Origin of the sequence: Scytonema millei VB511283 (assembly GCF_000817735.3) — a bacterium.
In the GTDB taxonomy this organism is placed as follows: domain Bacteria; phylum Cyanobacteriota; class Cyanobacteriia; order Cyanobacteriales; family Chroococcidiopsidaceae; genus Chroococcidiopsis; species Chroococcidiopsis millei_B.
The window spans coordinates 209,576-224,735 of record NZ_JTJC03000008.1 but is presented as its reverse complement, the minus strand read 5'-3'; the positions used below and the strand labels follow the sequence as shown (position 1 = coordinate 224,735).

General features: G+C 45.4%; 12 protein-coding genes. 7 read left to right on the top strand and 5 right to left on the bottom strand.

Annotated elements, in window-relative coordinates; all coding sequences use genetic code 11:
* Nucleotides 1-109 precede the first annotated feature (109 nt).
* On the bottom strand, nucleotides 110-1,051 hold the full coding sequence (cdf31, locus tag QH73_RS23230) for a CDF family zinc efflux transporter Cdf31 (RefSeq protein WP_039714274.1): 942 nt from the start codon (nucleotides 1,049-1,051) through the stop codon (nucleotides 110-112).
* A 358-nt stretch (nucleotides 1,052-1,409) separates the two neighbouring features.
* Here cdf31 and QH73_RS23225 point away from each other — a divergent pair, with 358 nt between their 5' ends.
* The 6 genes from QH73_RS23225 to QH73_RS23195 all read left to right on the top strand — a co-directional run bounded on the left by QH73_RS23225 (nucleotide 1,410) and on the right by QH73_RS23195 (nucleotide 6,104).
* Complete coding sequence (locus QH73_RS23225; RefSeq protein WP_039714275.1) at nucleotides 1,410-1,763, top strand: hypothetical protein; 354 nt, start codon at nucleotides 1,410-1,412, stop codon at nucleotides 1,761-1,763.
* Nucleotides 1,764-1,830: 67 nt separating this feature from the next.
* A complete protein-coding gene (locus QH73_RS23220) occupies nucleotides 1,831-2,520 on the top strand; it encodes a response regulator transcription factor (RefSeq protein WP_039714276.1) in 690 nt (229 codons plus the stop codon).
* A gap of 197 nt (nucleotides 2,521-2,717) precedes the next feature.
* Nucleotides 2,718-3,617, top strand: coding sequence for a hypothetical protein (locus QH73_RS23215; protein ID WP_039714277.1), 900 nt, complete (start codon nucleotides 2,718-2,720; stop codon nucleotides 3,615-3,617).
* 425 nt (nucleotides 3,618-4,042) lie between these two features.
* Complete coding sequence (locus QH73_RS23205; protein ID WP_039714278.1) at nucleotides 4,043-5,086, top strand: ABC transporter permease; 1,044 nt, start codon at nucleotides 4,043-4,045, stop codon at nucleotides 5,084-5,086.
* 203 nt (nucleotides 5,087-5,289) lie between these two features.
* Nucleotides 5,290-5,583 (top strand): hypothetical protein, encoded by a 294-nt coding sequence (locus QH73_RS23200; RefSeq protein ID WP_039714279.1) that lies wholly within the window; start codon nucleotides 5,290-5,292, stop codon nucleotides 5,581-5,583.
* A gap of 152 nt (nucleotides 5,584-5,735) precedes the next feature.
* Nucleotides 5,736-6,104 carry a hypothetical protein gene (locus tag QH73_RS23195; protein ID WP_039714692.1) on the top strand — a complete coding sequence of 123 codons (369 nt, stop codon included), beginning with the start codon at nucleotides 5,736-5,738 and terminating at the stop codon, nucleotides 6,102-6,104.
* A gap of 109 nt (nucleotides 6,105-6,213) precedes the next feature.
* Here QH73_RS23195 and QH73_RS23190 read toward each other — a convergent pair whose 3' ends face one another.
* From QH73_RS23190 to QH73_RS23175, 4 genes are all read right to left on the bottom strand, one after another.
* On the bottom strand, nucleotides 6,214-7,359 hold the full coding sequence (locus QH73_RS23190) for a glycoside hydrolase family 26 protein (RefSeq protein ID WP_132867496.1): 1,146 nt from the start codon (nucleotides 7,357-7,359) through the stop codon (nucleotides 6,214-6,216).
* A 132-nt stretch (nucleotides 7,360-7,491) separates the two neighbouring features.
* A complete protein-coding gene (locus tag QH73_RS23185) occupies nucleotides 7,492-8,673 on the bottom strand; it encodes a glycoside hydrolase family 26 protein (RefSeq protein ID WP_052289874.1) in 1,182 nt (393 codons plus the stop codon).
* A gap of 98 nt (nucleotides 8,674-8,771) precedes the next feature.
* Nucleotides 8,772-10,964 carry a glycosyltransferase gene (locus QH73_RS23180; RefSeq protein ID WP_063777307.1) on the bottom strand — a complete coding sequence of 731 codons (2,193 nt, stop codon included), beginning with the start codon at nucleotides 10,962-10,964 and terminating at the stop codon, nucleotides 8,772-8,774.
* Nucleotides 10,965-11,086: 122 nt separating this feature from the next.
* Nucleotides 11,087-12,496 carry an HlyD family secretion protein gene (locus QH73_RS23175; protein ID WP_132867495.1) on the bottom strand — a complete coding sequence of 470 codons (1,410 nt, stop codon included), beginning with the start codon at nucleotides 12,494-12,496 and terminating at the stop codon, nucleotides 11,087-11,089.
* A gap of 673 nt (nucleotides 12,497-13,169) precedes the next feature.
* On the opposite strand from QH73_RS23175, the gene QH73_RS23170 reads away from it, so the two are divergent.
* The gene (locus QH73_RS23170; RefSeq protein ID WP_039714281.1) at nucleotides 13,170-15,020 is read left to right on the top strand and encodes a TolC family protein; all 1,851 of its coding nucleotides are present in this window, start codon (nucleotides 13,170-13,172) and stop codon (nucleotides 15,018-15,020) included.
* Nucleotides 15,021-15,160 lie beyond the last annotated feature (140 nt).

Here is a 15,160-nt window from a genome sequence, read left to right as displayed (position 1 = left end):
TGGCTAGTGGCTAGTAGTAGATAGGGTGTGGGGTGTGGGGTGTGGGGTGTGGGGTGTGGGGTGTAGTGGATTGTTAACTGGTCAGGAGTCACTGGTCACTGATAACTGGTCACTGGTCACTGCTCGTGCGCTCCCTTTCCTCATCAAAGCTAATACTATTTGACTTGTATTCAGGTGGCTCAACGTGAATTAAAACCCGCACGGGGCTAAATTTCTCTTCCAGTTTGGCTTCTACGGCTTCAGTGATCCGGTGGGCAGTATCCACATCAGCAGCATCGACAATTAAATGCATTTCAATAAAGACTTGTCGCCCTAGTAAACCACGGGAGGCAATATCGTGACAGTTAACCACCCCAGGTACGGACATGGCGATCGCGTGGATTGCTTCGGGGGCGATCGCGATTTCATCGACCAACCAAGGTAAATTTTCCTTAATCACCTGCCAACCACTCCAAAACACTAATAAGGCAACGGGAAACGCCAAAATTATGTCTAACCATTGAAGTTGAGGCAGATTTAAAACTCGTCCCTGCCAAATACCAATCAATCCTGCTAACACGGTAATCGTCACCCAGACATCGCTCATAGTGTGTTTAGCATCGGCAATCAAAATCGGACTGCCTACCCTTTGACCCTCGCGACGTTCGTAAAAAGTCACGAAAATATTCACTCCCAAAACAATCAGTAGCAACCACAACTCTGATTCAGTAATTTTTACTGGCTGAATCCCATTAAAAATTCGCTCGATCGCTCCTTGTAAAATTTCAAAGCAAGCAATGCCTAAAAAGGCAGCTATACCTAAAGCTCCTACGGCTTCAAATTTTTGATGCCCGTAGGGATGATCTCGATCTGGTCGGGGAGAAGAAAAGCGACTGGTAATTAATCCCAAAACGTTATTGGCGCTATCCGTGATACTATGCAAAGCATCGGCTAATAAACTGAGCGAACCCGTCCACCAACCTATTGTGGCTTTCAACGCCATCACAAATAAGTTGAGTAATAAAGTTATCAGTAAAACCTTACGAACTACGGAACGATTGTCTAAAATCATATATAAAATTTCTGAACTTTCAATATCAAATTTAGAGCTGTCAACTACATTAATTATAGGAAAATAATATTTGATTTTGCGTATTTTTATATAGAATTGAGATGGTAAAAAATCAATTGATTTTTTTTACTTAATGAGCAAAACTAGCAACTAATTTTATATTTTCTTGGATTATTTTGAAAGAATTTCTGATTAGAGATCGATCGAAATAGCAAGCGAGAGATGAGGAAAGGACGAAAGAGTTGCAAAGCAGCGATCGAGTCGTAAGTCGTAAATAGAGAATTAACTGGTCACTGGTCACTGGTCACTGCTCCCTGCTCCCTGTTAACTGATAGAATCAAATTTTAATTACCCGATCGTGACTCCTACACAATTAACCTTAAATTTAGTTGAAGGCTCGGTTTCCTTCAGCTTTTCGCCAATGGCAGCACGAGAGTTACAAGCTGCGATCGCTCAGTTAATGGATCGTCTCAAAGCAGTTGCAGTCAAAACTGCACCAATTGGTAAAGCCACGCCTCAACCTTCGATGGAATATCGCCATGTGGGAGAAATTTTTCTCGAAGTATTTTGTAATCCTAATATTTGGGCGAGTCCCTTTGCGGCAAAAGTTCTGCTAACCGTCAAAGATAGCAACATTCGCTTAACTAGCGAAGCCGAACTCACTCGCATCAGCGAAGACTTAGAGCGATATTTAGCAGAAACTGATGGCTAGAGAGCAGATGGGGAAGCAGTCAAAAATCCGCTAAAGTGGTACTAAATATTTAGATGCAAGAATTGGAATGTCACCACGTCTTTTACTAGTCGATGATGAACCTGGATTGCGGGAAGCCGTCAAGGACTACTTAGAAGAAAGCGGTTTTACCGTGCAGGTTGCAAGTAATGCCCGCGAAGGTTGGGATTTATTGCAGCAGAATACTCCTGACTTGGTGATTTCAGATATCATGATGCCCCAGGTAGACGGCTATCAATTTCTCAAGCAAATGCGAGAAGATCCTCGCTTCAAACGCCTACCAGTGGTATTTTTGACTGCTAAGGGGATGACAACCGATCGCATTCAGGGCTACAACTCTGGTGTAGATGCCTATATTCCCAAACCTTTCGATCCCGATGAGTTGGTGGCAATTGTCGAAAACTTATTAGACCGTCGCCCCGTCAGTCAACCCTTAGCAGAAGGTGAAGCCCCCGACATCGCTGAATTAGCCAATCAAATCGCTCAAATAAAGGCAATGCTAACTCAGCGTAGTGCAATTAATACGACTCCCGCCCCAATAAAAATCGATCTAACACCGCGAGAACAAAGCGTCTTGAATTTGGTGACAGAAGGATTGATGAACAAAGAAATCGCTCGCCGCTTGCAAACGAGCGTCCGTAACGTAGAAAAATACGTCAGCCGCCTTTTTAGCAAAACTGGTACAAATAGCCGTACTGAATTAGTTCGGTTTGCCCTAGAACATGGCTTGATTGAGTAGGTTGTAACTTATGGCTAGAAAGGCAATTGCCAGTGCGTAAAAGTACGATCTACTAAAGTTTTCAGCTACTCTACTCTAGTAAAAAGAAGTAGGTGCGATCGCTTCAAGGAGCAAAAAGTTCCTAGCTAACGGAGGAATTCCCTTGCATCTGAACTTGCTAGAGTTATGATGAAAGCTCAATTCAAGTGGATTGCTCCATGTTGCGTAAATTCACAATCTTGTTTTTAACCTTAACTTTATGCTGGACAACTGTAGCTTGTGGAGGACCAAATGAAGCGAATAATCCTCAAGCTACTAAGAATGTAGCTACGCGAGAAAGCGTTTCTAGCCAGCTCGCCGATGGTGAGTATCCCGTACAGCAAGTTGAATATAATGATGTTGATGGGACATATAGTTTAGTCTTACTCAATACCCCACCTGGCACGCCCCCAGTTTACAATACTCAAAACTTACAGATGGCACGGCTGACCGACGAACAAATTAAAGCAGGTCAAAAGAGTTATTTGAAAGTAGAAAACGGACAGCCAGCTTTATATTTAACTGAAGATTTTCGGATTCAGTACGTCCATAACGTAACGGAAACGCAGACAAATCCGCAAACAGGACAGCAAGAAACCGTAGTTGTCCGCCGAGAAACGAGTTTCTGGACACCATTTGCTGGAGCCTTAGCGGGTAATATTGCTGGTCAGGCGATCGGTAGCTTGCTATTTAGACCTCAGTACTACGTTCCACCCGTCTATCAACCAGGGGTAAGCGTTCTCAGAGGCTATGGCGGTTATGGCAATACTTACGATCGCGCCGTAAGTAGCTATCGCACGCGCTACAATGCGCCTCCAGCAGCAGTTAGAAACAGACAAACCTTCCGCACTACAGGTAGAATTAGAACTCCTTCGGGCAGCACGGTACGCACACCCGCGCGCACGACTAACCGTCCTACCGGATCGGGCTACGGTACTAACATTCTGCGCCCATCGGGTAATCGTAACTCCACCTACAGAAGACCATCTTCTGGTAGTTTTGGTAGTGGTAGTCGCAGCCGGGGTTCTTTCGGTAGTGGTAGCCGCAGCCGGAGTTCTTTCGGTAGTAGACGACGTTAAAACTGTAAGGTGGGCAATGCTCACCTTTTTTTTCGCCTTTTGGTGTATGAGTGAAAATAACGTGAAAGGCGAGTTGTAGGGTGGGCAATGCCCACCAAAAAACATTTAATTAACGCTCGATTAATATTCTAATGGTTCAAGTTTTTTGCTGAAGATTATGAGCAACTCGATTCTAACGGACAATATACACCGTTTTGTGCTGCTATTATTTATATTCTCAAACAGAACTTTGTGACTTAACTTGAGTGTGTCTACGCGCACCTTGTTTGGATGGTTTTGTAATTTCTCACCTAGTATCTTTGTCCTGTAGCGATCGCACCTGCATTTACCTATTCGACTTCAAAAGAAAAGAATGGTTATCATCTCAGCGAACATTTTATCTAAAAGGCTATTATCCTAGAAAGCTAATAGCGATCGCTTCCATTATGGCTTCTAGTAAACTTTCATTAACATCTGGTCAGCAGTGGCTGACGGGGTTAGCCTCAAGCGAAACATTTATTTATATTATCAAGCGGCTAGCCCAAGCCCTCTTGACATTATTACTAGCATCTGCATTGTCATTCTTTATTATTCAACTTGCTCCTGGGGATTATTTGGATACCCTGCGGCAAAACCCCAAAATCTCGCCCGAACGGATCGAGCAACTGCGACAACAGTTTGGATTAGACCGTCCTTGGATCGAGCAATATTTCCGGTGGTTGTGGCGGATCGTAACTCAAGGTGATTTTGGTACGAGTTTCGTCTATCAGCGTTCCGTGTCTTCCTTGCTGTGGGAGCGGGTTGGAGCCACCTTACTACTAGCAATTTCATCTTTAATTGTCACCTGGGCGATCGCCATTCCTTTAGGAATTGTCGCCGCCGTGAAGCAAAATCAGTGGAGCGATCGCGTTTTACAAGTTATCAGTTACACCGGACAGGGATTTCCCAGCTTCATCACTGCCTTGTTACTCCTCATCTTCGCTCAAAACGTCTCTCCCCTCTTTCCCGTTGGAGACATGACGAGTATCAACCACGCCGATCTCACACCTCTAGGTAAAATTCTCGATGTTGGCTGGCACATGATTTTACCTACCATAGCTTTAAGTATTACCAGCTTTGCAGGCTTGCAACGGATCGCCCGTGGCGAACTTCTCGACGTACTCCGTCAAGATTACATTCAAACTGCCCGCGCCAAGGGACTACCAGAAAACCGCGTGATCTACGTCCACGCCCTGCGTAACGCCATCAACCCCCTAATCACCATCTTAGGATTTGAACTAGCTGGTTTATTAAGCGGTGCATTTATTGCCGAATTCTTCTTCAACTGGCCCGGATTAGGGCGCTTAATTTTGCAAGCAGTCTTAGCTCAAGATTTGTATCTCGTCATGGCAAGCTTGGTCATGGGAGCCGTAATGTTAATTGTTGGTAACTTAATTGCCGACCTGCTACTCAAAGTCGCCGATCCCCGGATCAAGTTAGAGAACCCCTAAACAGTTATCAGTTATCAGTTATCAGTGACCAGCGATCGGTGACCAGTTATCAGTTATCAGTGACCAGTTAACCAACAACTACCAACTACTAACTACCGTCAACCGTCAACCGTCAACTGTCAACCGTCAACCGTCAACCGTCAACCAACCACAAATCGCCAATCACTTACGACTTACGACTTACAACTTACGACTTCTGATTCATGTTGTCCCAAATCTACTACATTGCACGTTCCAAGGCTGACGGTCGCTATTTAGTTGCCCGGGTAAATCGCGATGTAGCTGATGAAAATGCAGGCTATTTGTTACTATTCAGCGAATATTTTGAGGCATTGACTTATCTGAATACTCATGGTGCTGGTGTAGCTGACCAATTTGGCATTGAGTCTATTCCTGGTACTCAACTAGGAGCGTTATTGAAGCGTTGGAATTTTATTGGTGTCGGTATCGTGCGCGATCCATTATTACCAAAGATTGAATTTCTCGTCTGTGATTAGTATTAAATATATCTATCCTGATGTAGATGTAACTAAATCAAAGATTAGCGCTAAATAAAGAAGGTTGGTTCCGAATTTTGCTGAATTTCAGCGAAACGTAGCCATAAATTACAAGTTTGTTATTACAATTGTCGATCGCAGGAGAAACAAGTATGCGCTCTGTTCGATTCAATTTATCTGCGTTGCGCCCAGTTCGCATTTTATTTGCTATCTGTGTTAGCGCGTTGCTAGTATTCTCTCAAGCGCTTCCCGCTTTCAGCGCTCCTGTCAACCCCGGTGGTAGCCCCACTGCTCCCCAACAAGGTGAAGCTCAGCTAAGAGGCATTGAGAAAGAAGCTCAAGAAGCAGTCATCAAAGATCCTTACTCCCGTAAAGAAACACAAACCAAGGCTCAAGAAGGGCTGAATGAAGTTCAAGGAGCTGCTGACTTAAACAAGATGAGTCGTCCAGAAAATGCTAAAGCAACCTCAGTAGAAGACAAACTGAAAAATGCTTTGGAATCAGTTACTGGTAAAGACTAAAGCTTTTGATGCAGCTGAAGAATTGAAACATTAATATTGCTTGACGTGTGGGGATGATTCTGGCGGTGGTCATCCCTAATTGCTGTTTTCTGCTCTCTGCCTTCCCATATTACAAACCAGCAAACTCTGCATCTGCGATCAGGCGGGGATTTTTTGTATTAGCAGAGATCCAACTGCGATCGCGAATAGCTAACTTGTAGGCAGAATAAGTTTTGTAAGTTTTGCCATTATCTACAAATGTACTGTCGCCGCGATCGCCACCAAAAACAGCCCAATCTGTTTCTTTGTCTTGATTGAACCACGCGATCGCTTTGATATTGTGGCTTTGAGCATAATTAAAGACATTGGTAATCCACCGGGATTTCTCCGAGATTCTATTACCAGCAGTGGTAGATGTCGTAGTCGCCACCTCACCAATCGCTACAGGTTTCGATGTGAGGTGACGCAAGCGGCGGAGCATATTGCCGAACACTAGTTCTGGATCTTGCCACTGAGACCATGTTTGAGTTTTACCCCAGTTGTAGCCGTCAATTCCTACCCAATCTACGTAATTGTCACCCGGATAAAACGACTCGGCTTGATAGTTACCCACATCTGTAGCATTAACGCACCAGATCCATTGCAAATGCGTGCGTTCCATACCTTTGTTGGAAAATAAACTTTTGACATGTTGCCACATGCGGATATAATCAGCCGGTTGATTTGTGCCTTGAGCTGCACTCCAAGGATACCAGTTGCCATTCATTTCGTGAGCGAGACGAATGTAAGCGCGGCGATCGTCCTGAGTATTATAAATGCCGTCTGCACCGCTGAGAAAGGTTTTCATCCTGTCTGCCCATCGATTTATGTATGAGTCGAAATCGCCATTGGCAATTTTTACTTCAATATCGCTGGGAGTGGCGGAAGCATTGCAAGAAAATGGTTCCCACGCAATCGCGGGTATGTGGCGATCGCCCCAAATTTTGACCAGTTGTTGTCTAAATAAGTTATCCAGAGCGGTAGTAGAATCGCACCAGTTAGCAAACAGCGCGATCGTTGTATGTTGCTTACCCTGCCATTTTTCCATTGCTTGCACCCGCTCCATTTCCCAGCCATTGTCACCGTAATACACGCCTAATAGCGGTTTATTGGTAGTGGCTTGCAGGGGGAGACAGCAAATGAAAAGGGCGATCGTCAGACAGAAAAAGTAAGTCCTGGCTGACACGAGTTGACGAGCCAGCGATCGCATGAAATTCTTCTTTCTTCGGAATGTCATGTTGCTTTACGCCCTTTTTCTGCAAAACCCGCCCCTACCGACTGCCAATTTCCTGTACGGGCGGGTTTAATCGCGAAACTGTTGGTTGTGCGCACAGATCTGCAAAAAACCCGCCCCTACGACTCCCGATTGTTAATATCCCGCAAACTTCGCATCCGTCAATAAACGGGGATTATTCGGATCTGAAGGAACAAACGCATCAGCGCTAATCGCATTCTTGTAGCTAGAGTAAGCGTTATACCTGTTGTAGTAGTAATCGAAATAGCTATCGCCACTGGGACCACCAAACACCGACCAGTCAGTTTCTTTGGAAAAATTAAACCAGACAACCATCTTGATATCGTTCGCCAGAACGTATTTATAGAAGTTGGTAATCCACAATGCTTTAGCGTCTGTACTAATACCGTTGGGCGTGGCTGGAGTGCTGGCTACCTCGGTGATGGAGATCGGTCTGGTCGATAAAGCCCGTAAGCGACCGAGCATATTGCCAAATGTCTGTTCTGGAGTTATCCAAGGCGACCAAGTTTGACTTGCACCCCAGTTATAGCCGCTAATCGATATCCAGTCTACATAAGCATCGCCAGGGTATAAAGCCTCAGCATTGTATCCCTGGTAATCGTTATAGTTGACACACCAAACCCATTGCAGATGCGTCCACTCCATCCCCTTGTTGAAAAATAAGCTTTTGACGCGCTGCCACATGAGAATATAATCGCTAGCAGGATTACCACCTTCCCCTGAGACTGGACTCCAAGGATACCAGTTGCCATTCATTTCGTGAGCAAAGCGAATGTAAGCGCGGCGATCGTCATTGGTATTGTATATGCCATCGGAACCGCTTAAAAATACCTTCATCCGGTCTGCCCAGTTGTGGAAGTAAGTGTCATACTCGCCATAGGCGGCGCGGATCTCGATGTCACCTGGAGTAATGCTGCGTAACTCAGCATCAGTTGGATTGGAGGAAACGGGACAAGAAAACGGTTCCCAAGTAATCATCGGAACGTTTTGATTGTTCCAAATATTTAAGAGTTGGTCGTTGAATAGATTATCCATGACAGTGCTTTTGTCACACCAAGTCGTGAATAGGTTAATTACAGTATTTTTCTTACCCTGCCAGGTTTCTAGAGCTTGAACTTGCGCCATTTGAAAGCCGTTGTTGCCGTAATAAACGCCAAACAGCGAATTATCTGTAGCTGCTAATGTGGGGGTTAATTGACTTAGGGAAAGCAGAAAAATAAGGCAGGCGATCGCCCAGAATTGTAGAAAAGATTTCTTTCTCAATTTGAAGTTGGCAATTTTTTTGAGTTGAATCATTATTCACAAGTCACAAATTTTTGTGTTGCTATTTCTTTGCTTTGTTTTACGAAGCAGGTGTAAGGTAGGCAATGCCCACCCTACTTACGACTTACGACTTACGACTTAATTAATGTGGTTATAGCGTTGCTATTAACTCTCTGAGTTTCAGCTAAGGGATATAAACGAAAGACAGAGGTAATCAACGCCCAAAAAGATTTGAATTCACTTACGGGAGTCTCTTGCCATTGACCGGGGCGACAGAAAAGAAATTCTATCAGTCGGCGCTCTTGTTCTAAGGTCAAACTCACGAATTCTATTTCTATTTTCGTGCCATTTTTGGCTGTACGGCTGGGAAGGCAAATTAGAGCTAATGTTTTCAGTTCCAGAAATGGAATATCAATTTGGCTAACTGTGTCTGAAGGATAATTTGTCGGAAATGAGTCAAGCTGAATTTTTGCCCCTTTCTGTGATATTTCAACCGTATGACCATCAATAATGCGATCGCCTAAAATTAACTGACAAGAAAGTTGATGCGGAAAACTAATAGACAAAACTTCTTGGGGAACGTCGATCGCAACTTGAATGGCGATCGCTAACACGCAAGCATTATAAATTCCCCAAAAAATACTAAACCCTGGACTGACTGGTTTACCTTCCCACTGCAAACCAAATAAATGCACGGCGAGGGCAATAACATACAATCCTAGAGTGAAAATGAGCGGATAAGCAACTTGCCAATTTACAGCTACCCCACTAGCATCTACACCTTTAGGCGTGACTTTAAAACCTTTTCCAAACGGATTCATTAGTGTTTTAACAGTCATTAATGCCAAAGGAAAGCAGGTGATGTTGGCGTAAACATCAGCCCACAAAGACGATCGCTTGCTACCATTTAACCAAGCAAATACGGTGAGATTGATTAAATAATAAGGTAGCCAAAAGAAAAGCAATTCATCCATTTCCGCTTTTAACGGCATCAATCCTAATAAGAGAAATCCTAAAGGTACGAGCAAGGAAAATATCTGCAAACCTGTTAGCAACCAGCCTAAGATTCCAATAGCATAAAAGCAGCGTTGAACTAAATTCAGCCCTGGCATGGTTAAAGGATTAAGGGAACAAAATAGAGTTTGTAGCGTTCCTTGTCCCCAACGAATCCGCTGATCGATGTAGCCACCAATATTTTCGGCTGAAGCACCAGCAGACAAGGCTTCATTTAAATATAAAACCTTGTATTTTGCTGCTTGAAGTTTGACTGAAGTTAAAAGATCTTCGCAAAGAGTTTCGGTAGGAATACCACCAACTTTCTCCACGGCGTGACGGCGCATGATGAAAGAAGAACCGCAACAAATGACGCAGTTAAAAGTATCTCTACCAGATTGAACTAGGCGAAAAAATAAATCCTGATCGTTGGTTAAAATTCCACCTAAACCTAAATTGTGCTTGATCGGATCGCCATTATAGAAAGTTTGAGGAGTTTGCACTAAAGCAACTTGTGGGTCTTGAAAAAATCCCACCGTGCGCGTCAGAAATTCGCGAGTAGGAATAAAATCAGCATCAAAGGAAACAATTAATTCCCCTTGAGTTTGTTTCATGGCATGGTTGAGATTACCTGCTTTTGCATGGCGATTATCGGGGCGACAGAGATAAACACAACCTAATTCCTCGGCGAGCGATCGCATTGCCGGACGGCGCTTATCGTCTAACAAATACACCCGCTTATTGGCATAATCCATCGCCTGACAGCCGATAATTGTCCGTCGCAACAGTTCCACTGGTTCGTTGTAAGTCGGAATCCACACGTCTACCCAAGGGCAATAAGTCCCAGCAATCACGGCTTTTGACAAGCGATCTGCCTGGGGGGAACGGTTGGTAATAAAACTCATGTGGCACAAAGAGGCAACACAGACCACAAATCCGGCGATATCGATCGCCAAAAACAACAAGCTGAGGCTACCGTTCCAAAAATCGCTAAAGTTAAGCGTGATAAATAATCGCCAAGTCAAGTAACGTAAGCCTAGCAGCACCACTATGCTAGAAACAGCCACCCTTACCCAAACTGGCGGAAAACTAGGAAAAGCATGAATTGCGATCGTGGCAGCAGCAACACCCAGCACGGAAGGAAAGAGCAGAACGTGCAGGGAACTAACCACATTAGAAAAAGATGCTTGTCCCCACTGCCAAAAATTCAGCAACTCAGCCATTAAATCCAACCAGTTGAGCTGTTGAATCGACCAAATTCCTACCAAGATTAGTGCTATGACTATCAGCACTCGTTCTGTGTGGTTATACCAGGAAGTTCTAAATCGCATTCTTAACTACATCCTTTGAAGTCGTAAGTCGTAAGTCGTAAGTCGTAAGTCAGAAATGTCTTACCAATGACTCACGATCGATAACAACCCACACGAAGATTTCATAACTCAAGCTCGAAATGCTACAGAGTGAGACGCTTCGGAAAGCGAACTTCGGCACTGCGTCCGACATCGCAGAAATTGACGGCATTAGGAGCCGCAGACCAATCGAGATTGATTCTGACTGCAACTTGTTTCTGGGTGCTTTCTGGGGGTGGAACGGCGACATCGTAGCCTGTAGCGACCCGTCCCGAACCGCTGCGGAGCGATTCTATTTTTCCTGGTATGAAGCGATCGCCTCCTCCCACCAAACGCACTTGTACAGCCATTCCTGGGGTCAGGTTTTTCGTACTATCTTCCGAGAAGAAAGCATCCACCCAGCGATTTTGACAATTCAAAACCCGCAGCACCGGAGTACTCGAAGCAAGATACTCTCCACCTTTGGCATCAACAGACCACACAGCCCCCGTAGTCGGAGCGGAAATTACCACAACTTTATTCAATCGGGTCTGCTGGATCAGTTTTGCTAGTTCTAGCTCGGTAGTTCTCGCTTCTACGCGCATTTGGGCTGCTTGGCGTTGTAAGTCGGCAATTTCGGTATTGATTTCCCTTTGACGAATCTCGGAATAGCTCAAAGTGCGGGAACCGTCGATTTGCAATCCGGCTTGAGCCGCTCTCAATCGCTGTTGTGCTTGGGCTAGAAGCGCCTGCGCTTTTTTCTCTTCAGCTTGCGCTTGTTCGTAGCGGAGAAAATCTTTTTCGGCTGTAGCCGGGGGAACGATCCCAGCCTCTAACAACTCCTGGGCGCGATCGCGATCGACTTTAGCAGTTTGAGCAGCAACAGTGACGCGATCGAGTTCGCTTTGGGCTGCTTCAACCTGCTGCTGAGCAAACATGCCATCAAGTTGTTTCTGGGCTGCAACTTCAGACGCAAATTGTGCTAATTGACGGCGGCGATCGCGAATCTGTTGTTGAATGCCCTGTTGTTTTTGCTGGGTGACTTGCAGGCGCGATTTGAGTTCTTGCTGTTTGATTTCGAGTTCGGCGACTTGACGCAAGTTTTCGACTCGTCCGATCGCCTTACCTGCGGTAAGCCACTGTCCAGGTTGGAGGCTGTCGAGCATCAAATTACCAGCGATGGGGTTACGCACGTCGATAATTTCGGCGTTAACAAAAGCTTGGCGACTCTCAACTTGGGTATAGTTCTTCCAAACGAAAGTAGCCGCAACACTACCGACGCTGACAATAAAACCCAGTCGCAACATTTTGAACATCCAAACCCGGGATATTTCTGTCTCTGGCTTGCGGGCAGACGCAATTTCAGGAGATAAACTCATGAGATCCTCTTGGTGGTGGTTGGCAATTCGTTCTGATTTCTTGGTACTAGAGCCTGTTTGAGCGCAACACCGACGCGATCGCTTCGGCTCCAAGGTAAAGTTGGTAGTATTCTGGCGGCTACGGCAATTTCGCAAATGAGCTTGCGATTCAGCCAAACCATAAGCGCGACTCAGCAGCCTCCTCCACAGTGAAAGTACCGATTTCAGCTATGGAACAAGCAGCAACGAACCCGTACTATTACGGTGTACGTGTAGATGAATTCTGATTAGAGCGCTCGATAGGATGTGGTTTCGGCGTGTAGGGAAAGAAATCCACAATTCCCATCATTTCTCAATTAGAGGCTAACTTCTCCGTTCGGGGATCGCTAAATTCAGCGCGATCTCTAGATGAGGAATTTTTGACACGATCGTGTTCGTCAATTATGTAATCCAAAATACTTATTGTAAAGAGAAAGACAATTTCTTAAGTATTTCTTTGAGATCGACAATTGATAATTGGTATTTAGTTGACGGTTGACAGTTGACTGCTCGTGCGCTCCCTAATAACTGATAACTGAATTTGTGGTTTAATGTCAAAATAGCTTTCGATGCGTGCTAAGCCTTTTGGTATATGCCGAACTATATAGTAGAATGCTACTCGTTCGATCGATGCTGGGCTTGCCAGTGGCGATCCGACTACGACACTCGCTCGCGGATCTGAGTACAGGCGATCGCGCCCCAAATAGTAGCTTAATATTTATGATTTGATTTTTTATTTATGATTTTTACGGAGCGACCGATCGAGTCATTGTCGCTTTCGGTGTCTGAAATTTTCGTGTGAGGAAGTGCGGTGAAACAACAGCATTTATTTCTAGTGCGTAACTTTTGTTCGAGTCTAGCTGTAGCACTCTTAGCAACAGAGCTAATTAAGATCGAACCAGCACCAGCGATCGCGAGCGAAACTCCGTCTGTCGATAATGCGATCGCGATGAAATCTGAACCTAGTAAAACTCAGTCAATTAAAGCTACCAAACAAGCTTACCTGCAAGCAAACGGCTCGTTCCATCACTCCCAAGCCTCGGTTCTCTTGTCAAACCAGGAAATTGGGAGTCGGGAGTCGGGAGTCGGGAGTCGGGGGAAGAGAGCAGAGGAGCAGAGGGGCAGAGGAGTAGAGGAGCATCAACCGTCTTCACGGCATGTAGCGCCAGCGTCAACCGTCAACCGTCAACCGTCAACCATCAACCGTCAACCATCAACCGTCAACCATCAACCGTCAACCATCAACCGTCAACTACCAACAACTGTAAGCCAACAACCAACAACCAAACCTAAACCAGCCCAGCCGCCTGCTAATTCTCAGTTAAACGATCGCAAGGCTCAAATACCTAGTTATCTCAATCCCAATCCCAATCCGCTGCGATTTCCCACCAAACCAGAAGAAGTACAGGTTGTGGGCGCTCAACCAATTACTTTCCAGCAGGCGTTAGACCTAGCACAGCGCAACAGCACGCAGCTGCGAGAAGCAAGGCTGAACGTAGAACGGAGTCAAGCACAGCTACGACAGGCTTTAGCAGCAGAATATCCCCGCTTAGATCTGGGTGCTGGTGTAACAAATACCGGTCGATATCTTTTCAGCGAAGAGCCAGAGCCATCTTTCTTTCAGCCAGATATCGATAATAGCGATACTGATGTCAGCGGCAATCTCTCGCTCAGCTATGATTTATTCACTTCTGGTTTACGTCCTGCTAACATTCGCGCTGCCGAAGAACAGTTACGTTTTAATCGGTTAGATTTAGAACGGACGCAGGAAGAACTACGCCTTAACGTTGCCAATGATTATTACGAATTGCAACGAGCTGACGAACAAGTACGGATTCAGCGATCTTCTGTCAACAATGCTCAGGCAAGTTTACGCGATGCCCAAGCCTTAGAACAAGCTGGGGTAGGAACTCGCTTTGCCGTCCTCCAAGCTCAGGTACAGTTGGCACAGGCTACCCAAAGATTAACCGATGCCTTAAGCCAGCAGCGGATTGCCCGCCGTCAAATTGCCACGCGAATTAATTTAAACGACTCCATCGTGGTTACGGCTGCCGATCCGGTAGGAGTTGCCGGACAGTGGAACTTTTCCTTAGAAGACAGTATTGTGCTTGCTTTTAGAAATCGTGCCGAACTAGAACAACAATTAGCACAGCGTAATATTAGCGAACAACAACGGCGTGCTGCCTTAGCTGAATTAGGACCGCGAATTAGTCTTGCTGCCGAATATAACCTGAGTGATACCTTTGACGATGGCACAAACTTTGAAGATGGCTACTCTTTAGGAGGAAGATTAAACTTAAGTTTATTTGATGGTGGAGCGGCAAGAGCGAGAGCTAGGCAGGAAGAGGCGGATATCGCGATCGCTGAAACTAATTTTGCCGGACAGCGCAACCAAATTCGCTTTGAAGTAGAACAAGCTTTCTCTCAGTTGCAGTCTAACTTAGAAAACATTCAAACAACCTCTGTTGCTTTAGAACAATCGCGGGAAGCGCTGCGATTGGCACGCCTCAGATTTCAAGCAGGTGTAGGGACGCAAACAGAAGTGATTGATGCTGAGGATGACTTAACTCAAGCGGAAGGCGATCGAGTCAATGCGATTCTAAACTACAACCGCGCCTTAGCTCAGATTCAGCGATCGATTAGCTCTGGTCAGCAACGCTGAACTAGGGGCGAGGAGCGAGGAGTGAGGAGTGAGGGGACAAGGAGGACAAAGGAGAGAAGAGAGCTGAGGGAGCTGAGGGAGCAAAACAATTCAAAATTCAAAATTCAAAATTCAAAATTCTTGCACCCCACACCCCACTC